Source organism: Mesorhizobium sp. WSM4806 (assembly GCF_055811635.1).
Window position 1 is genome coordinate 128778 of record NZ_JBVVQZ010000012.1, and the last position, 20945, is coordinate 149722.

At 64.3% G+C, this 20945-nt stretch carries 18 protein-coding genes; 14 read left to right on the plus strand and 4 right to left on the minus strand.

Going from position 1 to position 20945, the window contains the following annotated elements:
• Positions 1 to 266 precede the first annotated feature (266 nt).
• The 3 genes from AC0L2M_RS19345 to AC0L2M_RS19355 form a co-directional block, all read right to left on the minus strand.
• Positions 267 to 1475 (minus strand): beta-ketoacyl-[acyl-carrier-protein] synthase family protein, encoded by a 1209-nt coding sequence (locus tag AC0L2M_RS19345; RefSeq protein WP_065008437.1) that lies wholly within the window; start codon positions 1473 to 1475, stop codon positions 267 to 269.
• Positions 1476 to 1757, minus strand: a complete 282-nt coding sequence (locus AC0L2M_RS19350) for an acyl carrier protein (protein ID WP_065008438.1) — start codon at positions 1755 to 1757, stop codon at positions 1476 to 1478.
• A gap of 1283 nt (positions 1758 to 3040) precedes the next feature.
• Positions 3041 to 4213, minus strand: a complete 1173-nt coding sequence (locus AC0L2M_RS19355) for an IS110 family RNA-guided transposase (protein ID WP_473535613.1) — start codon at positions 4211 to 4213, stop codon at positions 3041 to 3043.
• A gap of 423 nt (positions 4214 to 4636) precedes the next feature.
• Between AC0L2M_RS19355 and AC0L2M_RS19360 the strand changes: the two genes are divergently transcribed.
• The 10 genes from AC0L2M_RS19360 to fni all read left to right on the plus strand — a co-directional run bounded on the left by AC0L2M_RS19360 (position 4637) and on the right by fni (position 15975).
• A complete protein-coding gene (locus AC0L2M_RS19360) occupies positions 4637 to 5869 on the plus strand; it encodes a cytochrome P450 family protein (protein WP_473535614.1) in 1233 nt (410 codons plus the stop codon).
• Between the two features lie 16 nt (positions 5870 to 5885).
• On the plus strand, positions 5886 to 7088 hold the full coding sequence (locus AC0L2M_RS19365) for a cytochrome P450 (protein ID WP_473535615.1): 1203 nt from the start codon (positions 5886 to 5888) through the stop codon (positions 7086 to 7088).
• Between the two features lie 94 nt (positions 7089 to 7182).
• A complete protein-coding gene (locus tag AC0L2M_RS19370; protein ID WP_473535616.1) occupies positions 7183 to 8472 on the plus strand; it encodes a cytochrome P450 in 1290 nt (429 codons plus the stop codon).
• A 1-nt stretch (position 8473) separates the two neighbouring features.
• On the plus strand, positions 8474 to 8782 hold the full coding sequence (locus AC0L2M_RS19375; RefSeq protein WP_473512003.1) for a ferredoxin: 309 nt from the start codon (positions 8474 to 8476) through the stop codon (positions 8780 to 8782).
• Positions 8769 to 9614 (plus strand): SDR family oxidoreductase, encoded by an 846-nt coding sequence (locus AC0L2M_RS19380; RefSeq protein ID WP_473512005.1) that lies wholly within the window; start codon positions 8769 to 8771, stop codon positions 9612 to 9614. Before AC0L2M_RS19375 ends, AC0L2M_RS19380 begins: the two co-directional genes overlap by 14 nt.
• Positions 9614 to 10957 carry a cytochrome P450 gene (locus AC0L2M_RS19385; protein ID WP_473535617.1) on the plus strand — a complete coding sequence of 448 codons (1344 nt, stop codon included), beginning with the start codon at positions 9614 to 9616 and terminating at the stop codon, positions 10955 to 10957. The genes AC0L2M_RS19380 and AC0L2M_RS19385 overlap by 1 nt, the downstream gene beginning before the upstream one ends.
• A gap of 148 nt (positions 10958 to 11105) precedes the next feature.
• The gene (locus tag AC0L2M_RS19390) at positions 11106 to 12104 is read left to right on the plus strand and encodes a polyprenyl synthetase family protein (protein WP_473535675.1); all 999 of its coding nucleotides are present in this window, start codon (positions 11106 to 11108) and stop codon (positions 12102 to 12104) included.
• 295 nt (positions 12105 to 12399) lie between these two features.
• On the plus strand, positions 12400 to 13950 hold the full coding sequence (locus tag AC0L2M_RS19395; protein WP_473535618.1) for a hypothetical protein: 1551 nt from the start codon (positions 12400 to 12402) through the stop codon (positions 13948 to 13950).
• Entirely contained in the window at positions 13947 to 14843 is an 897-nt protein-coding gene (locus tag AC0L2M_RS19400; RefSeq protein ID WP_473535619.1) for a terpene synthase family protein, read from the plus strand. Before AC0L2M_RS19395 ends, AC0L2M_RS19400 begins: the two co-directional genes overlap by 4 nt.
• A gap of 85 nt (positions 14844 to 14928) precedes the next feature.
• Entirely contained in the window at positions 14929 to 15975 is a 1047-nt protein-coding gene (gene fni / locus AC0L2M_RS19405; RefSeq protein ID WP_473535620.1) for a type 2 isopentenyl-diphosphate Delta-isomerase, read from the plus strand.
• A 287-nt stretch (positions 15976 to 16262) separates the two neighbouring features.
• Here the strand turns inward: fni and AC0L2M_RS19410 are convergent, their stop codons facing one another.
• Positions 16263 to 16412: a KTSC domain-containing protein gene (locus AC0L2M_RS19410; RefSeq protein WP_473535676.1), complete on the minus strand. Its 150-nt coding sequence runs from the start codon at positions 16410 to 16412 to the stop codon at positions 16263 to 16265.
• A 738-nt stretch (positions 16413 to 17150) separates the two neighbouring features.
• Here AC0L2M_RS19410 and aepX point away from each other — a divergent pair.
• From aepX to AC0L2M_RS19430, 4 genes are read left to right on the plus strand one after another with little or no spacing between them, the layout of a single operon-like run.
• Entirely contained in the window at positions 17151 to 18134 is a 984-nt protein-coding gene (gene aepX, locus AC0L2M_RS19415; RefSeq protein ID WP_473535621.1) for a phosphoenolpyruvate mutase, read from the plus strand.
• Entirely contained in the window at positions 18116 to 19306 is a 1191-nt protein-coding gene (locus tag AC0L2M_RS19420) for a pyridoxal phosphate-dependent aminotransferase (RefSeq protein WP_473512016.1), read from the plus strand. The genes aepX and AC0L2M_RS19420 overlap by 19 nt, the downstream gene beginning before the upstream one ends.
• A 26-nt stretch (positions 19307 to 19332) precedes the next feature.
• Positions 19333 to 20124, plus strand: a complete 792-nt coding sequence (locus tag AC0L2M_RS19425; RefSeq protein WP_473535622.1) for a phosphocholine cytidylyltransferase family protein — start codon at positions 19333 to 19335, stop codon at positions 20122 to 20124.
• Between the two features lie 29 nt (positions 20125 to 20153).
• Entirely contained in the window at positions 20154 to 20750 is a 597-nt protein-coding gene (locus tag AC0L2M_RS19430; RefSeq protein ID WP_473535623.1) for a CDP-alcohol phosphatidyltransferase family protein, read from the plus strand.
• Positions 20751 to 20945 lie beyond the last annotated feature (195 nt).

A 20945-nucleotide genomic window follows, 5' to 3' on the forward strand; every position in this document is an offset into this window, starting at 1 on the left:
CACTGGCGGCCCTGCGCCTTCCAGACATTATCGGGTACAGCTTTGGACAGGCCCTCGAGCCGAACTCGAAGGGCCTCGCTAAACCTTCCGGGTAGCGGTACGTCCAAGTCGCTTCAACAGTTGAGAATTTTGAAAAAAACGGACCCCGGCTCGTCCAGCTTCCGTTGCCACTTGGCGCATTCCCCGAGGCGGTCCAAGGCGACGTCCTTACAATCGTGATCCGGCCATACGAGAGATAGAGTTACTGGAGGCATCTCGAATGGCTTCTACACCTGCTTGAACGCCAGAACTGCGTTCATGCCGCCCATGGCGAAGGCGTTGCTCAGTGCCACGCGCACCTTGCGCTCGCGCGCCCCATTGGGCGTGACGTCGAGATCGCAATCGGGGTCCGGCTCGCGATAATTGGCGGTCGGCGGCACGACGCCCTCCTGGATCGCCATCACGGAGGCGATCATTTCAAGTGCGCTCGCTGCGCCGAGGCAATGCGCGTGCATGGACTTGGTGGACGAGACAGACATGGAATAGGCATAGTCTCCGAAGACGCGCTTGATTGCCGCCGTCTCCGTCTGATCGTTGGCCTTGGTGCCGGTGCCGTGGGCGTTAAGGTAGTCCACGTCCTCGGCATTCAGCCCGGCGTCGGCAAGGCAAGCGCGCATCGCGGCCTCCGGCCCCTCGATAGACGGCGCGACGATGTGGAAGGCATCGCCGGAAAGGCCGATCCCTGCGATCTCGGCAAGCATTGTGGCACCGCGCGCCGCGGCATGCTCATAGCTTTCCAGCACGGCCATGCCCGCACCCTCGCCTATCACCACTCCCTTCCTGTCGGCGGAGAAGGGCCGGCAAGTATCCGGAGCGAGCGCGCGCATTGCTTCCCATGCCTTCATCTGAAGGCATACGAGCGGCGCTTCGGCGCCCCCGGCAAGCATCACGTCGGCCCGGCCGAGCCTGATCTGATCCGCCGCCGAAGCGATCGCATGGTTGGCTGATGCGCATGCGGAGGCGATGGCAAAGACCGGGCCGCGCAGGCCGAGGCTCATGCTGACCTGGCTGGCAGCGGCGCTCGGCAACCCCCTTGGTGCAGTGTAAATGCCAGCACGCTTCGCGCCGCCCAAAAGGAGGGCGCGGTAGGTGTCTTCAACCGTTCCCCAGCCCCAGCCGCAGACACCCACTGTCGCGCCGAAGCGATTCGGATTTCCCTGATCGCAGGAAAGTCCAGCGTGTTGCATGGCTTCGCGCGCTGCAAGCACAGCGAGCAAGCCGACGCGGTCCATGGAGACGAGCTGGTTGCGGCCGATGTCGTGCTCGGGCAGTTCCTTGATCTCGGTACCGACAATGCCCTTCATCTCATGAAGCTCGGAACTGACCATCGGGCGGATGGCGGAGCGGCCTTCGCGCATCTCTTTCCAGATGGAGGCGGCGTTGTTGCCTAGGCCGCAAAGTCCGCCCATCCCAGTAATGACGACTCGCCTGTCCAATCAGACCTCCTTCGCGAGCAAACCGCGGACGGCTTCCACCATGTCGCCGACATTCTTGAGATTCGACCAGGCGTCGGCCGCGTTCATGTCTATCTTGATGTCGTAGGCCTGCTCCACATCCCAGAGGAGATCCGCCAGACCCAGCGAATCGACTCCGAGCGAGGTCAGTTCCGTGGCAGTCGTTATTTCGCCGATGATGGACACACTCTTTCCCTGGCCGCTCTCCGATTCGAGGCGGTTCTTGATCGTGGCAATGATTTCCGTTGCGAGTTGATCAGCCATTCTGTTCCTTTCCATAGCAATGCCTTTTGACGTGGGTGCGTCGCCATACCTCTGCCAGTCACGTCGCGAAAATCGTCCTGACCAGGCTTGTGCCACTCACCAACAGCAATCGGATTAAAGAGACCTGATGAGTTCCGGTTGGTCTGCGGCGTAGGCATCCAACTGCAACTCATTTTCCAGGGGCAACTTCCATCGCACGTCTGAGCTCATGGAAATTTCACCTTTCGGGCTCTTTTTTCGCAGTCGTCACACGATAAGGGTAGCGGGCGATCAGGGCGTGTGAGGTGCTGTCAATGCGAGATTCCGGACGATTGATAAAATCGTTTGTTTCAATGAGAGCATCCACCCTGTGGATAGAGATACATTTCAATGAACGGGCAAGCCTCTGGTTGCGGGAGTGCGACAGGAGACATCCCGCATGGCTCCACGCAAAAGCTCGGCACGTCTCGGGCGCTGGTAGATGCTCAGCGCCTCACACTCGCTCTCTACGGTGCGACGAAGCGCCGTGGCGGTCGCGGAAGGCACAAAGGTTACCGATTCGCAGGGTGGATTCATCCTGTGGGTCGAGCTTCCGAACACCATCGATTCGCTCGACACTTTCAGGGCTGCATCGCGGCGGCGGCATGGGTTGTATGGGTTTCTAAGGTCTGCGCCTCTCACCAATCTCAAAGGGCGGCAGCAATGCCGCCCCCTTTTTTGGAACGGAGCCGGTCGGAAAAGGTTTGGGGCTTGGTCATCGGTGGTTCCTTCGAATCAGGTTGTGTCAGCAACCCAACGCTACCGAAGAACATCGATGACTGCCGCTACGCCGCTCGCTCGCTTGTATGGGGCGATGATTGTCAAGCCTACGGTTGCTTCATTTCCTCTATCTCCTTGTTGGGCCGATTGGCGACCATCTCCTCGTCCCGACCTCCCTTCGACTGGCCGCCCGCGTGCAGGGACGGTCAAGGATGGGCCGCAGGCTCCATCGCGTAGCGACTTGTCCTTGACGGTCGCGAGCGCGGCGGCAGACTGTTTGGGCTCGGGCGAGGCCTGAGCAAACGAAGGCAAATCCGGGGGAGCTCGCCATCAGGCGCGATAAGCGCGCCGCAAGCTTGTATGCGGTTGATCCTCGCGGACCAGAACCATGATGCAGCCATACGCATCAACGGGCTCCGGGGCGGCGGGCCCATTCTACGAGCGCGGCTTGAGAGGCCATGTGAGCGATCGGTTCACCGCCACCTCGGATCCCTTGTTAGCAGACCTTTTTCGGCCCGCCGGATCGGCTGTTTCCTCCTCTGGCGTCATGCAGCGCGCAATACGACACCTGTCGGAATCTCACCTGTCGTGACCAGTCTCCATAGTGCTATCAACAGTTTGCGCGCCAGCGCCACGATCATTGTCTTGCGTGTGCTGCCGCGACCATCGGCTGTGCGTGCCGTAAACCATTGAGCAAGGGCGCTGTCCTTTTGATATTGTAGAAAGCGCCACGCCAGCAGGATCATGCCGTAGCGAACGCGCGCATTGCCGGCCCGCGCGAGCCCTTTCTCGCGTCGGCGTTTCCCACTCTCGTCGGGTGCCCCGGTGAGGCCCGCGTACCGGGCGATGGCCCTTCGATCGCGTAAGCCGCGCGACAAAATCTCATGGCCCAGCATGTCTGCCGTCTCGACGCCCACGCCAATGAGTCGTGCGAGGAGACGAACCATGGCATGCCCCCGTTGCTCCGCCGCTGGCGCCGTAGGAACTGCGGCAAGCCGGCGCAACCGCTCGTGTTCGATCTCCCGGATCTGGTCGCGCAGCAACTGCATTCGGGCAAAGTTGCGGCGCAGTTCAGCGCGAGTGTTCTCCGGCAACAAAGTGCCTTCTGCAGTACTCAGAGCTTCCAACTGGTTGGCATTGCGCAAGCTGGGTTTGAAGGTGCGTATGCCGAAGCGGGCGAGGATCGACTTGATGCGGTTCACAATCCGTGTTCGCTCGCGCACCAGACTGTCGCGCTCGCGGTTTGGACGCCGTGCGTCCTCCTCATCGACTGTGGGAATCACCGCCATACTGCAATGCCGTTTCTCGCCGCGCAGCCAGCCGAGAAACGCGCGCATCAGCAGCTCTGTATCGAGGCGATCCGTCTTGGCGCGCCGGTGTTCGCGCGACACGGCAACGCTCGAGGGATGGATCACATGAGCCTCGACAGCTCGCTCCTGCAGCCAGCGCGCCAGCCAGAAGCCGTCGCGTCCGGCCTCGTAGGCAATCGTGATCCGATTGATCAGCTGTCCCGACAGCTCGGCTTCGTTACGCCAGCGATGCAACAGCTTCAGCAATGCCCCCGGATCAGCGTCGAGTTTCTTGAGCGGCCGACGCTCAAGGCTTGGAACAATCGCTGCGACGAGCCACTTCGATTGGCTCATCTCGACCACAACAATCAACGTGGTATCTTGGTCGAAGGCGGCGAGGGACCGGGTCGCGTCAAATGATTGCGACATGGTGGCGCTCCTTTTGGTTGGTTCAACAGCGCCAAAGGATGCCACACCCTCGCCGCTCGACCCATAGCATCTACAGCGCTGTTGAGGGCGCGCTCGCGAGCGGCTTCGCTACCGCCGACCTACACCACGCGGTGGGACACGACCTTAAGGTCGGCTAGAGGGCTGGCTGACCATGGCGTTAATATATTGCGGCATTATGAATTTTTAGACATTCCAGTAACAAATAAACTTAACATTCTTTCACTTGAGTTTTGGGGCTTGTTATTCAATTAACTAGGGCGCCCGAACCCGGCAAGATCAAGCGGGTTAGTCGAAATCCAATTTTGCTGGTGCTTGTTGAGGGATGAGACGCTACGCATTTGCGGGAAGCTGCAAATGATTTTGTAGCTTTATTACATAATGGTTCTTTAAGGAGTTGTTGGCATGCGCGTAGAAAACGATCATTGCGATGTGATCGGTATGCCGGTCGCCCCCACGCAACTTGATAATCTGTCTTCTGCGATTCTGCAGCAGGGGGGGATGGCGCAAGTGTCGCTGCCAGGCAATGTGGTGGCCTGGGCGGCAGGCCGTCACCAAACGCTCAGGCGGATGCTTTCCGACCAGCGTTTCAACAGGGACTGGCGACAGTGGCGGGCGCTGCAGGACGGCGAGATTCCCGAGGATCATCCGCTGATCGGGATGTGCAAAGTGGACAACATGGTCACGGCGCATGGCGCCGATCACCGGCGCTTGCGCGGCCTGCTGTCCAGGAGCTTCGCGCCCAGTCGGATCGCCTTGCTGGCGCCACGGATCGAACAATGCGTCGATCGACTCCTGGCCGAGATGGCGCAGCGCGGCGGCAGTGCCGATCTGATGTGCGAGTTCGCCGTTCCGCTGCCCACCAACGTGATCGCCGAACTGTTCGGTTTGCCGGACGAACACCGCGAGGAGATCGTCGCGCTCACCTACAGCCTGGCCAACACCTCCGCCACAGCCGCAGAGGTGCGACAGACGCGGCAGCGCCTACCGGAGTTCTTCCGTCGCCTGATCGCGCTCAAGCGGGGCCAGCTCGGCGATGATCTGGCTTCGGCCCTGATCCTCGCGCGCGACAACGGCGAGCTCGTCTCCGACACCGAGCTCATCGACATGCTGTTCATGGTGCTCTCTGCGGGCTTCGTGACCACCACCGGCGTCATCGGCAATGGCGTGCTCGCATTGCTGACGCATCCGCAGCAACTGCACCTGGTGCGCAGCGGCCAAGTTCCGTGGTCACAGGCTATCGAGGAAATCCTGCGCTGGGGCAGCTCAGTGGCCAATCTGCCGTTCCGCTATGCCACCCAGGACGTGGAGATCGACGGATGCATGGTTCGCCGCGGCGACGCCGTCCTGATGGCGTTCCATGCGGCGAACCGGGACGAAAAGGCCTTCGGTCCCGGCGCCGACAGGTTCGATGTCACCCGGCGGCACAACCCGCACCTGTCGTTCGGCGAGGGGCCGCATGCCTGCCTGGGCGCAGAGCTGGCGCGCCTGGAATTGCGCTGCGCCTTCCCCGCGCTGTTCGGGCGGCTGGAGGATCTGGCGCTGACCATCGCCGCGGAGGACGTCGTCTACATGCCGTCTTACGTCATTCGCTGCCCGCAGCGCCTGCCGGTCACCTTCCGCCCGTCCATCGCTTAGAGAGTGAAGTGCCACCATGTCCGAACAACCCTTGCCGACGCTGCCGATGTGGCGTGTCGATCACATCGAGCCCTCGCCCGAGATGTTGGCGCTATGCGCCAATGGTCCGATCCACCGCGTGCGGTTCCCGTCCGGGCACGAAGGCTGGTGGGTGACAGGCTACGACGAGGCCAAGGCGGTGCTGTCCGACGCGGCATTCCGGCCCGCGGGAATGCCGCCGGCGGCATTCACCCCGGATTCGGTGATTCTCGGTTCGCCGGGGTGGCTGGTCTCGCACGAGGGGGGCGAGCATGCCCGGTTACGCACGATCGTGGCGCCGGCCTTCAGCAACCGCAGGGTGAAGCTGCTCGCGCAGCAGGTCGAGGCGATCGCCGCGCAGTTGTTCGAGACGCTGGCGGCCCAGCCCCAGCCCGCCGACCTGCGGCGCCACCTCTCCTTTCCGCTTCCAGCCATGGTCATCAGCGCCCTGATGGGCGTGCTCTACGAGGATCACGCCTTTTTCGCCGGGCTGTCCGACGAGGTGATGACGCACCAGCATGAAAGCGGCCCGCGCACCGCGTCGCGCCTGGCCTGGGAAGAATTGCGCGCCTACATTCGCGGCAAGATGCGGGACAAGCGCCAGGATCCGGGCGACAACCTGCTGACGGATCTGCTCGCAGCGGTCGACCAGGGCAAGGCAACCGAGGAAGAGGCGATCGGCCTGGCGGCGGGCATACTGGTGGCGGGGCACGAGAGCACCGTGGCGCAGATCGAATTCGGCCTGCTGGCCATGTTCCGCCATCCGCAACAGCGCGAACGCCTGGTCGGCGAACCGTCCCTGGTGGACAAGGCGGTGGAGGAAATCCTGCGCATGTACCCGCCGGGCGCGGGCTGGGACGGCATCATGCGCTATCCGAGGACCGACGTGACCATCGCGGGCGTGCATATTCCCGCGGAGAGCAAGGTGCTGGTCGGCCTGCCGGCGACGTCGTTCGATCCGCGCCATTTCGACGACCCGGAAATCTTCGACATCGGACGCGACGAAAACCCGCACCTGGCGTTCTCCTACGGGCCGCACAACTGTATCGGCGCAGCGCTGGCCAGGCTGGAACTCAAGGTGGTGTTCGGTTCGATCTTCCAGCGCTTTCCCGCGCTACGCCTGGCCGTGGCGCCCGAAGAACTGAAGCTGCGCAAGGAGATCATCACTGGCGGGTTCGAGGAGTTCCCGGTGCTCTGGTGATGCGCGGACGCCGCCGGGATGGGGATCTTCTCCGCAATTTTCCGGCGCGCCTGGGCGCGCACCGGTCAGATCAGCCAGCCAACAGGTAACCAGGATGGACGTGCAAGAAACCACAGCAGCATGCCGGGACGCCTTCGCCGAACTAGCGTCGCCAGCATGCATCCACGACCCGTATCCGTTCATGCGGTGGTTGCGCGAGCACGATCCGGTGCATCGCGCGGCGTCGGGCCTCTTTCTGTTGAGCCGCCACGTCGACATTTACTGGGCGCTGAAGGCGACGGGCGATGCGTTTCGGGGACCGGCGCCGGGCGAACTGGCGCGCTATTTCCCCCGTGCGGCGACCAGCCTGTCGCTCAATCTGCTGGCGTCCACGCTAGCGATGATGGACCCCCCGACGCATACGCGTCTGCGCCGGCTGATCTCGCGCGATTTCACCATGCGCCAGATCGACGACCTGCGGCCGAGCATCGCGCGCATCGCCGCAGCGCGCCTGGACGGCATGGCGCCCGCGCTGGAGCGCGGGGAGGCGGTGGACCTGCATCGGGAATTCGCGCTGGCCTTGCCCATGCTGGTCTTCGCCGAACTGTTCGGCATGCCCCCGGATGACATGTTCGGGCTCGCCGCCGGCATCGGCCCCATTCTGGAAGGCCTGAGCCCGCACGCCAGCGATCCCCAGCTCGCCGCGGCGGACGCGGCCAGCGCCAAGGTGCAGGCCTACTTCGGCGACCTCATACAGCGCAAGCGCACCGACCCCCACCACGACATCGTGTCGATGCTGGTCGGCGCACACGACGACGATGCCGACACGCTGTCGGATGCGGAGTTGATCAGCATGTTGTGGGGCATGCTGCTGGGCGGCTTCGCCACCACTGCTGCGACCATCGACCATGCAGTCCTGGCGATGCTGGCGTATCCCGAACAGCGGCACTGGCTGCAGGGAGACGCCGTGGGGGTGAAGGCATTCGTGGAAGAAGTCCTGCGCTGCGACGCGCCCGCCATGTTCAGCTCCATTCCGCGGATCGCCCAGCGCGACATCGAACTGGGCGGCGTGGTGATTCCGAAGAACGCGGACGTGCGCGTGCTGATCGCGGCAGGCAATCGCGACCCGGACGCCTTCGCCGATCCCGACCGCTTCGATCCCGTGCGGTTCTACGGCACCAGTCCTGGCATGTCGAGCGACGGGAAGATCATGCTGAGCTTCGGTCACGGCATCCACTTCTGCCTCGGTGCGCAACTGGCCCGGGTGCAGTTGGCCGAGAGCCTGCCGCGGATCCAGGCGCGCTTCCCCACGCTGGCATTGGCCGAGCAGCCGACCCGGGAGCCCTCCGCGTTCCTTAGGACGTTCCGCGCGCTGCCGGTGCGGCTGCATGCGCAGGGGGGCTGAGATGCGCGTCGTGGTCGACCAGGATCTGTGCGGAACCACCGGGCAGTGCGTGCTGACGCTGCCGGGGACCTTTCGCCAGCGCGAACCGGACGGCGTGGCTGAAGTGTGCGTGGTGACGGTCCCACAGGCGCTGCACGCCGCCGTGCGGCTCGCGGCCAGCCAGTGCCCGGTCGCCGCCATTCGGGTCATCGAAAGCGACTCTGGCGATGGCGAGCGCGCCAGCGCCGACCCTGCGCCTTCTCCGGCTGAGGCCTATCGGCATGCCGCGAAAGACCAACGCAATCCAGGAGGCCACGATGGGACGGTTTGAAGGCAAGGTGGCCGTGGTGACCGGCGCCGGCGCCGGCATCGGCAAGGCATGCGCCCTCGCCCTCGCGCGCGAGGGCGGCAGAGTCGTGGTGGCCGACATTGATGGCTCGGCGGCCATCGCCTGCACCGCGCAGATCGCGGCCGAAGCCGGCCACGCGCTGGCCCTGGCCATGGACATTGCCGATGCGCAGGCGGTGGCAGCGCTGTTCAAGACGGCGGAGCGGCACTTCGGTGGGGTCGACCTGCTGGTGAACAACGCGAGCGCCATGCATCTGACCCCGCGCGACCACGCGATCCTCGACCTGGACCTGGCGGTCTGGGATCAGATCATGGCGATCAATCTGCGCGGGACGCTGCTCTGCTGCCGGCAGGCCATCCCACGGATGATCGCCCGCGGCGGTGGCGCCATCGTCAACATGTCGTCGTGCCAGGGGCTCAGCGGTGACACCGCGCAGACGTCCTACGCCGCGTCGAAGGCGGCGATGAACATGCTGTCGGCCTCGCTCGCCACCCAGTACGGTCACGCGCAGATCCGCTGCAACGCGGTTGCGCCGGGTCTCATCATGACCGAGCGTCTCCTCGCCAAGCTGGACGAGTGCATGCAACGGCATCTGCGCCGGCACCAGCTCCTGCCGCGCGTCGGCCGCCCCGAGGACGTGGCCGCGCTGGTGGCTTTCCTGCTCTCCGACGATGCTGCGTTCATCACTGGCCAGGTCGTGTGCATCGACGGCGGCATGCTGGCGCATGTGCCGACATACGCCGACGGTGGCAACAGCCGCGCCGCGCGGCCTGCCGGCGACATCGCCGAAGCGGCCGCGGCGCCGCGCTGCTGATGGACATGCTGCTCAACCCGCTGGATCGTCGGCACCGGCTGCGGCACGACATCCCGGTCCTGCCCGGCGCTTTCCCCCTCGTCGGGCATCTTCCCGCCATCGTCTGCGACCTGCCGCGCCTGCTGCGGCGCGCGGAACGGACGCTGGGCAGCCACTTCTGGCTGGATTTCGGCCCTGCCGGCCACCTGATGACCTGCACGGATCTGGATGCGTTCGCACTGCTCCGGCACAAGGACGTGTCCTCGGCGCTGATGGAAGAGATCGCGCCCGAATTGCTTCGCGGAACGTTGGTCGCCCAGGACGGCGGCGCGCACCGGCAGGCGCGCGATGCGATCAAGGCGGCGTTCCTGCCCAAGGGGCTGACCCAGGCCGGCATCGGCGACCTGTTCGCGCCCATCATCCTGGCGCGGGTGCAGGCGTGGCGCGACCGCGGCGACGTAACCATCCTGCGCGAAACCGGCGATCTGACGCTCAAGCTCATCTTCAGCCTCATGGGAATCCCCGCGAACGACCTGCCGGGATGGCATCGCAAGTACCGGCAACTGCTGCAGTTGATCGTCGCGCCCCCGATCGACCTGCCCGGACTGCCCTTGCGGCGCGGCCGCGCAGCCCGCGACTGGATCGACGCGCAGTTGCGCCAGTTCGTCCGGGACGCGCGCGCGCATGCCGCGCGAACCGGGTTGATCAACGACATGGTGAGCGCCTTCGATCGCAGCGATGATGCGCTCTCCGATGACGTCCTGGTCGCCAATATCCGCTTGCTGCTGCTTGGCGGTCACGACACCACCGCCTCGACGATGGCCTGGATGGTGATCGAGCTGGCGCGGCAGCCTGTGCTGTGGGACGCCCTGGTCGAGGAGGCGCAACGCGTGGGCGCGGTGCCGACCCGGCACGCGGACCTGGCGCAGTGTCCGGTCGCCGAGGCGCTGTTCCGCGAAACGCTACGCGTGCATCCGGCGACCACGGTCCTGCCGCGTCGCGCGCTGCAGGAATTGCAGCTCGGCCAACGGCGCATTCCCGCGGGCACCCATCTGTGCATCCCGCTGCTGCATTTCTCGACCTCGGCGCTGCTGCACGAGGCGCCTGATCAGTTCCGCCTGGCGCGGTGGCTGCAACGCACGGAGCCGATCCGGCCGGTGGACATGCTGCAGTTCGGTACCGGCCCACACGTCTGCATCGGCTACCACCTGGTATGGCTGGAACTGGTGCAGTTCTCCGTCGCCTTGGCGCTGACCATGCACAAGGCTGGGGTGCGGCCGCGGTTGCTGAGCGGCGTCGAAAAGGGCCGGCGCTATTACCCGACCGCACATCCGTCCATGACAATCCGCATCGGATTCTCATGAGCTGGCATCGCACGCCCCGTGTGGCGAGGCAGCGGCGCCGGCGACGCCCGGCATTGCTGCCTCGGCGCGCGCGCTCGGTGCGACACCGGCAACACCGCGGCGGCTCGGCGCTCGCCGTGGCCGTGTCAGGTACAAGGACATGAACAACATGCAGACCGGTTCCACGCTACACGACGACCGAACTGGCGTTTCCGCGCTCGGCGGATTGGGCGCGCAGGCGCGCGGCGCGTCTGGCAGGCTGCTGCCGGAGATCTGGATGCAGGACGGTGCAAAGCGGGTCGAACAGGCGCTGGCGCGTCTTCTCTGCGCCGAAGACGACGGTGAGACCGAGCTGATGACGGCGATGCGCTATGCCACCTTGCATGGCGGGAAGCGCACCCGCGCCTTGCTCTGTCTGGCTGCCGGCGCACTGGCCGACACGCCGGCGCACATGCTCGACGACGTCGGCGCCGCCATCGAGATGATGCACGCCTGTACCCTGGTCCACGACGACCTGCCCGCGATGGACGACGACGTGCTTCGCCGCGGCCTTCCGACCGTGCACGTCAAGTTCGGCGAAGCCACTGCGATCCTGGTCGGCGATGCGTTGCAGGCGCACGCCTTCCTGACCCTGGCGAGCCTGGATGCGCCGGGCCACAACCGTATCGCGCTCGTGCGCGAACTGGCGCAGGCGGTGTCCGCCGAGGGTGCCGCAGGCGGGCAGGCCATGGATCTGTCGCTGGTCGGAAAGCACGTCGAGCTGGACAGGATCGTGGCGATGCACCGGATGAAGAGCGGAGCGCTAGTGCGCGCGTCCGTTCGCATGGGCGCGCTATGCGCCATCGCGGAGGATGCCGCGCACGCTGCGCTGTACTGTGCGCTCGATCGCTACAGCGCCTGTTTCGGCCTGGCGTTGCAGGTGGTCGACGACATTCTCGACGCGACAGCGGATACCGCGACACTGGGCAAGACCCCCGGCAAGGACGCGGCGGCGCAGAAGCCGACCTGCGCGTCGATCATGGGGCTGCAGGCAGCGCGCCAGTTCGCGCTGGATCTGTTGCGCGACGCCGGGGAGGCCATCGCCCCGGTGGGGCCGCGTGCGGAACGGTTGGCGCAGATGTTGCAGCGGGCCAACGCGTATCTGTTCAAGCACGCGCCATGCGCATGAGCGGGCCAGTCCGCATGGAGTCGCCCCTGTGCCGCTGCGATCGGCCGGCGGCAGCGGTGGACGCACTGTGTCCGAGTCCGCGGCGCCGATCGCAGCGGCTGCCCAGCACGGCCGCGGCCCGCTGCGCGCAAGCCTATGCGGCGGACCGGCGCCGGCATCGGGGCGCGTCGCCGCGCCGGACCAGGGCGGCCGTCCGGCGCTGCCCGTGCGCCGGGCCGCGACGGGCCTGCGGCGACGTGCCCAGCGCCTGCCCGATCCTGGTTCTCGCCAACCTTCTGCAGAAGGAACATCCCGCTTGAACGCGCTGTCCGAACAGATCCTTTCCGAATTGCGCCACCTGCTGAGCGAGATGAGCGACGGTGGCAGCGTCGGTCCGTCCGTCTACGACACGGCGCGAGCTCTGCAGTTCCACGGCACCATCACCGGTCGGCAGGACGCATACGCGTGGCTCCTCAGGCAGCAACAGGCCGATGGCGGATGGGGAAGCGCGGACTTCCCGCTGTTCCGCCATGCGCCCACGTGGGCGGCGTTGCTGGCGTTGCAGCGTGCCGATCCTCTTCCCGGCGCTGCCGACGCAGTCCAGGCTGCAACCCGGTTCCTCGAGCGCCAGCCCGATCCCTACGCGCATGCGGTCCCGGAAGACGCGCCGAGCGGCGCGGAGCTGATCCTGCCGCAGTTGTGCGGCGAGGCCGCATCCTTGCTGGGCGGCGTGGCGTTTCCGCGCCACCAGGCGCTGTTGCCGTTGCGGCAAGCGTGCCTGCTCAAGCTGGGGGCGGTGGCGACGTTGCCGAGCGGCCATCCCTTGCTGCACTCCTGGGAAGCCTGGGGGACGTCGCCGACCACCGCATGCCCGGATGACGACGGCAGCATCGGCATCAGTCCGGCGGCCACCGCCGCGTGGCGTGCACACGCCGTGACACAGGGGAGCACGCCGCAGGTCGGGCGCGCCGACGCGTATCTGCAGGCGGCATCGCGGGCGACGCGCAGCGGCATCGAAGGTGTCGTTCCCAACGTCTGGCCGATCAATGTGTTCGAGCCATGCTGGTCGCTGTACACCCTGCATCTGGCCGGGCTGTTCGCGCATCCCGCGCTCGCCGAGGCGGTGCGCGTAATCGTCGCGCAGCTCGACGCCCGCCTGGGCGTGCGCGGTCTGGGCCCGGCCTTGCACTTCGCGGCCGATGCGGACGACACCGCCGTTGCGTTGTGCGTCCTGCGCCTTGCAGGCCGCGACCCGGCGGTCGATGCGTTGCGCCATTTCGAAATCGGCGAGCTGTTCGTCACCTTCCCCGGCGAGCGCAATGCCTCGGTGTCGACCAACATCCATGCCCTGCATGCGTTGCGACTGTTGGGAAAGCCCGCCGCCGGCACCAGCGCCTACGTCGAGGTCAATCGCAACCCGCACGGTCTATGGGACAACGAAAAATGGCACGTTTCGTGGCTGTATCCCACCGCGCATGCGGTCGCTGCGCTGGCGCAAGGCAACCCCCAGTGGCGCGACGAACGCGCGCTGGCGGCGCTGCTGCAGGCGCAGCGCGACGGCGGCGGCTGGGGCACCGGTCGCGCGTCCACATTCGAGGAAACCGCCTATGCGCTGTTCGCGTTGCACGTGATGGACGGGAGCGAAGAGCCGACAGGGCGCCGGCGCATCGCGGAGGCGGTGGCGCGTGCGCTGGAGTGGATGCTCGCCCGCCATGCGGCGCATGTACTGCCGCAGACGCCGCTGTGGATCGGCAAGGAACTGTATTGCCCCACCCGGGTCGTGCGCGTGGCCGAACTTGCCGGGTTGTTGCTGGCGCTTCGTTGGGGGCGGCGCGTCCTGGCCGAGGGACCAGGAGCGGCGCCATGATCCAGACCGACCGCGCGCTGCAGCAGGTGCTGGAGTGGGGGCGTTCCCTGACCGGGTTCGCCGACGAGCATGCCGTGGAAGCGGTCAGGGGCGGCCAGTACATCCTGCAGCGTATCCAACCGAGCCTGCGCGACACCAGCGCCCGCACCGGCCGCGATCCGCAGGACGAAACGCTGATCGTGGCGTTCTATCGCGAACTGGCGCTGCTGTTCTGGCTCGACGATTGCAACGACCTTGGCCTGATCGCGCCGGAGCAACTCGCCGCGGTGGAGCAGGCGCTGTGGCAGGGCGTACGGTGCGCGCTCCCTGGATTCGAGGGCTGCGCTTTGCTGCGCGCTTCGCTGGCCGCGCTCGCCTACGATCGTCGCGACTATGCTCAGCTTCTCGACGATACCCGGCGCTACTGCGCGGCGCTGCGCGCCGCGCAGGCGGCAGGGGTGGAACGCTGGTCCTACGCCGAGTACCTCCACAACGGCATCGATTCGATCGCCTACGCGAACGTGTTCTGTTGCCTGTCGTTGCTGTGGGGGCTGGACATGGCGACCTTGCGCGCGCGTCCGGCGTTTCGCCAGGTCCTGCGGCTCATCTCCGCGATAGGGCGCCTGCAGAACGATCTGCATGGACGCGACAAGGACAGGTCGGCCGGCGAGGCCGACAACGCGGCGATCCTGCTGCTGCAGCGCTATCCGGCTATGCCTGTGGTGGAGTTCCTCAACGACGAGCTGGCCGGCCATACGCGCATGCTGCACCGGGTGATGGCGCAAGAACGCTTTCCCGCGCCATGGGGACGGTTGATCGAGGCCATGGCGGCCATCCGCGCGCAGTACTACCAGACCTCGACCAGCCGCTACCGCAGCGACGCTGCGGGGGGAAGCCAGCGTGCGCCGGCCTGAACGCGCGGGAGACGGCGGCGTGCGCGCGCTGCCGTCGGTCCGATCCGACGCAACGCCGTCGCCCGATGCGACGGATGGAGCTAGCATGAGCGACACCGCCCTGAGCCGGCGCAAGGACGACCATCTGGACATCGTGCTGGATCGGCGAACGGCGCCGGCCACGGTCGCCGGCTGGGAGTACATCCGTTTCGAACACTGCGCATTGCCCGAGTTGGACTTGACGCAGATCGACCTGCGCGCCTCGCTGCTGGGCAAGACCATGCGCGCGCCGCTGCTGATCAGCTCCATGACCGGCGGCATGCCACGCGCCGCGGCCGTCAACCGTCATCTGAGCGAGGCAGCGCAAGCCTTGGGGATCGCCATGTGCGTCGGTTCGCAGCGCGTGAGTCTGCAATCCCGCAACTCCCAGGGGCTGACGCGCGCGCTGCGCCGCCTGGCCCCAGACATTCCCTTGCTGGCCAATATCGGCGCCGCGCAACTGCGCGAGGCCGACGGCCTGGACCTGGCGCGCCGGGCGGTGGATGCGCTGGAGGCCGATGGACTCATCGTCCATCTCAATCCGCTGCAGGAAGCGGTACAGCCGGAGGGCGACCGCGACTGGCGCGGCGTCCTGGCGCAGATCGCTCGCGCCGCGCGCAGCGTGGGCGTGCCGATCGTGGCCAAGGAAGTGGGGTCGGGCCTGTCCGCCTCGGTGGCCTGTGCGCTCGTCGAGGCGGGCGTGGCGGTGGTCGATGTCGCCGGCGCCGGCGGCACCAGTTGGGCCGCGGTGGAGGGCGAGCGCGCCCGCGATGCCGCCGACCGTGCTGTGGCGATGGCGTTCGCCGATTGGGGGATTCCGACCCCGGCCAGCGTGCAGGCGGTACGTCGGGCGCTGCCAACGGTGAAGCTGATCGCGTCGGGCGGGATCCGCGACGGCGTCGACGTGGCCAAGGCCATCCACCTGGGCGCGGACATCGCCGGGCAGGCGGCCGGCGTGCTGCGCGCGGCGACGGTGTCCACCGAGGCGGTTGTCGCGCATTTCGAGATCGTCATCCGCCAGTTGGCCGTCGCCTGCTTCTGCACCGGCTCGGCTGATCTGGCGGCGTTGCGTCAGGCGCGCTTGTTGCCCTCGGCGCATCTGCTCGCCGGTTGATGCCGGCGTCGCCCGCACGTGGCGGCGGGCGCCGAGCAGGCTGCTGAAATGCCTACGCCAAAACATAGACTACTGATCCACCTTGGCGAAGCGGTTCGATCCGCGGGAGCGAGGTGTTCATGGAGCAGCTGTTCACGATGAAGCGGTTGGAGGATTTCGTTCCAGCCGATCATCGACTGCGCCCGATCCGGCTGATGGTCAATGAAGCGCTGGTGCGGCTAGACCAGACGCGAGGAATGACAGAAACTCTCCGTAGGACTTCGACAGGTTCAGGCCATTGAAGCTCGTTATTGAGTACCAACCAGGCGGTGCCGGAATTGATTGCGTATATGGTCGTTGAAAAAGCGGCCTTTGGCGAAGGCGGCTTTGAACGCGGCGAAGGTCTCCGGCGTCACGTCCTCAAACTCGTACTGTTTGCCGCTGGCGACGAACCACACCGAAAGGACTTTGCGCTTCGGATCATTCCGTTTTGCGTATCGAGGTGGATGGCATGATGCAGCTCGAGCAAAAGTCTTCAACGATCGCAGAGCCTGTCACGTTCCTTCGTGGTGTTGCTCCCGAGCAGCGCACGAGGATTTGCTCCGGGCCACCTAACGCATCGCGGCATCGTAAACGCGGCAGGCACGGTCTTCCGGGTCTCTCTTCTACGCCGGCAGCGAACTTCGAACTTCCAAAGCACTTCGACCCCTTGGCTTGGCGCTGTTGAATAGCCAATCGACCCTCATGCATACCCAGCAGATGAAAACCCGAGTGCGCGGCGTAGATCTCCGGGGCAATCAAGGGTGCAAAGGACATAGCAAAGCCGCAAGATTTGAGCTGGATTAAACAGGACGTGCTCTAGCGTGGCCAGGGACATCATGATTACGGGGCGACCTGCCAACCTCGCACCGTGATATAGCTGTCCACTGTCGCAATCCCGACAGAATGGTATCGTCGCTAACAAACGGAACCAGCCGCGCAAAGCCAAGCTGTTGAAATACAAACGCCTTTTAGCTGGCATGGCTCTTGCTGCTTGAGCTGTAACGTGCGCTCCGGCACAGAGCCGCTTCCAGCGGATCTCACGACCATTGCGCATACGTAGGCCAAAGGACTTTTCGATAGCGAGGTCAGGTGACGATGAGTAATCGTCCCGTTCACCGAGTTCATTGGACCTGAGTTATGGAGGAGGTCATACAATGAGCAAGGCGATTTCGTTCGGGGCGGAAGTCTTGCCGGTGACGGCGTCATCGACGACCCTTCGCGAGCTCATTTTTTCCAACGACCTCACATTTTTGATGGAAGCGCATGATGGGCTTTCGGCAGCGATTGCCGAGCGTGTCGGCTTTCGCGGGCTATGGGCCTCTGGTCTTTCCATCGCCTCGGCGCTCGGCTATCGCGACGCCAACGAAGCGAGTTGGACCCAAGTCGTCGACGTCGTCGAGCGCATAGTCGATGCGACGGACATCCCTGTTCTTGTCGATGGTGACAGCGGCTTCGGAAATTTCAACAATGCTCGCTTGGTCGCGCGGAAGCTTGAGCAACGCGGGGCCAGCGGCATGTGCCTTGAAGACAAGGGCTTTCCGAAGTTGAACTCCTTTGTCGGGGATCGGCATCCGCTTGCTGACATCGACGAATTCTGCGGCCGGCTCAAAGCAGTGAAAGACACGACGGGACCGGATTTCGTCGTCGTCGCGCGGATCGAGGCGCTGATCGCGGGTCACGGTCTCGATGAGGCGCTGGTTCGGGCCGAGGCTTATGCAGGAGCCGGCCCCGACGCAATCCTCATACACTCCGGCAAGGCCGTCGCAGACGAGATCCTGACCTTCGCCAAGGAATGGAACAACAAGCTGCCGATCATCATCGTCCCCACCAAATACTACAAAACGCCGGCTTGGGTTTTTCGTGATGCCGGCATTTCGACCGTCATCTGGGCTAACCATTCGATGCGGGCGGCGATCGCTGGCATGCGCGATATCTGCGGCCGCATCTGGTCGGAAGAAAGCATCGCCGGGATAGAAGACCAGGTTGCCGGCCTCGATGAGCTGTTCAGCCTGATCGGCTACGACGAACTGGCTCAGGCGGAACAACAGTATCTGCCGAACCGGACAGCACAGCCACAGGTACCGGAAGAACCAAAAAAACTTGTTGTGGAGGGCGGCACATGCTTGCGCAACGAATGAGCTTATTGGGTTCAAGCGGCACGGCAGCAGCGCGCGCTGCAGCAAACGCGGCCGCCCACGCCGGTAGGGAGATTATCGACTTCACCGCCGGTGAAATCTGGAGCGATCTGGCTCCGACAATCCGTGACGGTGCGATCAAAGCCATCAACAGAGGTGTCAATCGGTATACTGACACAATCGGCGTCATGGAGTTGCGCGAGACGCTGGCAATGAAGATTTCGCGCGAGACCGGGCAGCTATGGGAGGCCGAGGAGGTGGCGGTTACCGCCGGGGCCAAGCAGGCCTTGTTCAATGCTGCGATGGTACTGCTCAATCCGGGTGATGAGGTCATCATCCCGGCTCCCTACTGGACAACCTTCCCGGCCCAGATACGGATTGCCGGCGGCACGCCGATTTTTGTGGACACCCGCTCTAGCGACTACATTCCGCGCATCAACGCTATCAAAGCCGCCGTTACTGAACGAACCCGAGCGATCGTTGTCAACACACCGAACAACCCGTCGGGCGCCGTCTACGATATCCAAACGCTGGTTGGTATCGCCGAGCTCGCAATCAGTCGCAATCTGTGGATCATTTTCGACGAATGCTACGGCGACTTTGTGCATGGGCTTCACACCCACCACCCTATCGTCTCGGTCGTCCCAGAGGCCAGGTCGCGAACCCTGATCGCCAACGCCTTCAGCAAGTCGCTGGCCTTGACCGGTTGGCGCATCGGCTATCTGGCGGGTCCAAATCATGTGATTAATGCCGTCAAAGCCTTGCAATGCCATACGACCTCCAATCCCAATGTGATCGCCCAGTACGCCGTGCTGGAGCATCTGCAGCGAGAAGATGGGGGCTACCGGGGCAAGCTGCGTTCTCAGCTGGCAAGCGCTAGGCAGGTTGGTCTCCAGGTGCTTTCCTCGCTGACGCGGATACCGCTGCCCAAGGCCCAGGGCGGTTTCTATTTCTATCTGGACCTTTCAGATCTGCTGCGCACGATAGCCGGAAAAGGTGCCACAGCGACCGCCGACGACATCGTAAACATGCTCCTTTCTGAAGCCGGCGTGGCGGCCGTATCTGGCACCGCCTTCGGTGATCCCTTTGGTCTCCGCCTCTCTTATGGGGCTCCGCCTGAGAAGCTAGAGACCGGCCTCAAACGGCTCGTCGAAGTCCTCAACGCTTGGGAATGACGCGGCGCGCAAAAAAGGGGAATGAAATGACTGTCAGTGCTCCCAAAAAAGCCGTCATTCTCGCCGCCGGCTTCGGCTCTCGATTGCGTCCGCTGACCGATTTGCGTCCTAAGCCGCTGGTGGAAGTAAACGGCACACCGATCCTCCACAACGCCCTGCAAAATCTTGAGGCGGTCGGCGTGGAGGACGTGACTATTGTCGTCGGCTATCGCAAGGATGCTATCCAATATGCCTGCGGTAGCCGTTTCGGTGGACTTCAGATTAACTATGTCGAGTCTTCCGTCTTCGATTGCACGGGCAGTGCTTATTCTCTTTGGTTGGCGCGCGAAGCGCTGCTATCCGGCGATTGCTATCTGCTCGAGGGCGACGTCTTCTTTGAGAAGGATGCGCTCAGCTCTCTGATGATTGGCGATGCGGCAAACGTTGCCGCTGTCGCGCCATTCGATCCTTTGATGGAAGGGTCGGCAGTCGTTTTGTCGGACGACGGTTTCATCTCCGAAGTCCGATTGAAGCAGACGGCGGCAAACCTCGTCTCCGGCGCTCCAACCCTCTTCAAGACAATAAATCTGATCCGCTTTTCAGGTTCGGATCTCCGGGCAATGATCGTCCCGTCACTCGACGACCTGATCGGTTCTGGTGCGACCAAAGCCTATACCGAAGAGCTTTTAGCCCACTTGATCGGCGCACGAGGCCTTAAACTCGCGGCCGCACGCTGCGACGATTTGCGATGGTACGAAATCGACAGCACTGAAGACCTGCGAATCGCGGAAAGGATCTTCGCTCCGGTTTCACAGACACTTTTCAGCCAGGCAGTCTAAGACGTCTGGCGCCTAAGAAGGAGGCCTAAGTGATCCGGCAGCTTTTCGATCCGGCGAACGCCGTAACGGCAACAGGTCTGGTGCTCTCGGCAATCGGCATTAACTTTTCAGTCGCCGGCCTTCCGGAGATCGGCGTCGCCATCGTGCTTTGGGCGCTGCTGGCCGATCACGTAGACGGTGTCGTTGCCCGCCGGACTCGCGGCCGATTGGCAGAAACAGGGCAAGTCGGCAAGAATCTAGACTCGCTCGCGGATCTCGTAAGTGCGGGTCTCTTCCCCGCGATCACATTGATAACAGTCGGTCGTGGGTCAGCGACCTCCGTTGCTGCAGGAACCGTCCTCATTGTAGCCAGCGCTTTGCGGCTAAGCTACTTCAACGTATTCGGATCTCCGGGCGGTCGATTCATCGGCGTGCCTACCACCTATGCGGTCCCAGCGACGGCCGCCCTGTTCCTGCTCCGCCCAGGCATACCCGAGGCGATCTTTCCGGACCTGTTCGCGCTCGTTCTTGTGGGGCTTGCCATCCTGCATATTGTCCCCCTTCGAGTGCCGAAGACAGCCGGTGTCATGTACGTCGTCGTCACGGCATTTTGTGTCGGAGCATCTATCGAACTCGCAACAAGATAATGAGGAACTGCCGGTTCGGTTATTGGCGGCGCAATGGGATGACAGCTCACTTCCTGGTGGTGAAACTTTCGAATGACTCAGGACGGTGGGATCGGATGGGCCGCCACTTCGTCTCTTTCCTTTCACATGAACCTCGCTCAGTTGCCACAAGAAGGACGTTTTGATGAGGGCTGCTCGACAACAGGCGTGCAGGCG

Excerpts from the sequence above, each read along its gene's own strand:
- AC0L2M_RS19350 (WP_065008438.1), bottom strand. The coding sequence starts at position 1,757 with ATGGCTGATCAACTCGCAACGGAAATCATTGCCACGATCAAGAACCGC.
- AC0L2M_RS19355 (WP_473535613.1), bottom strand. The coding sequence starts at position 4,213 with ATGTCGCAATCATTTGACGCGACCCGGTCCCTCGCCGCCTTCGACCAA.
- AC0L2M_RS19360 (WP_473535614.1), top strand. The coding sequence starts at position 4,637 with ATGCGCGTAGAAAACGATCATTGCGATGTGATCGGTATGCCGGTCGCC.
- AC0L2M_RS19365 (WP_473535615.1), top strand. The coding sequence starts at position 5,886 with ATGTCCGAACAACCCTTGCCGACGCTGCCGATGTGGCGTGTCGATCAC.
- AC0L2M_RS19370 (WP_473535616.1), top strand. The coding sequence starts at position 7,183 with ATGGACGTGCAAGAAACCACAGCAGCATGCCGGGACGCCTTCGCCGAA.
- AC0L2M_RS19375 (WP_473512003.1), top strand. The coding sequence starts at position 8,474 with ATGCGCGTCGTGGTCGACCAGGATCTGTGCGGAACCACCGGGCAGTGC.
- AC0L2M_RS19380 (WP_473512005.1), top strand. The coding sequence starts at position 8,769 with ATGGGACGGTTTGAAGGCAAGGTGGCCGTGGTGACCGGCGCCGGCGCC.
- AC0L2M_RS19385 (WP_473535617.1), top strand. The coding sequence starts at position 9,614 with ATGGACATGCTGCTCAACCCGCTGGATCGTCGGCACCGGCTGCGGCAC.
- AC0L2M_RS19390 (WP_473535675.1), top strand. The coding sequence starts at position 11,106 with ATGCAGACCGGTTCCACGCTACACGACGACCGAACTGGCGTTTCCGCG.
- AC0L2M_RS19400 (WP_473535619.1), top strand. The coding sequence starts at position 13,947 with ATGATCCAGACCGACCGCGCGCTGCAGCAGGTGCTGGAGTGGGGGCGT.
- fni (WP_473535620.1), top strand. The coding sequence starts at position 14,929 with ATGAGCGACACCGCCCTGAGCCGGCGCAAGGACGACCATCTGGACATC.
- aepX (WP_473535621.1), top strand. The coding sequence starts at position 17,151 with ATGAGCAAGGCGATTTCGTTCGGGGCGGAAGTCTTGCCGGTGACGGCG.
- AC0L2M_RS19420 (WP_473512016.1), top strand. The coding sequence starts at position 18,116 with ATGCTTGCGCAACGAATGAGCTTATTGGGTTCAAGCGGCACGGCAGCA.
- AC0L2M_RS19425 (WP_473535622.1), top strand. The coding sequence starts at position 19,333 with ATGACTGTCAGTGCTCCCAAAAAAGCCGTCATTCTCGCCGCCGGCTTC.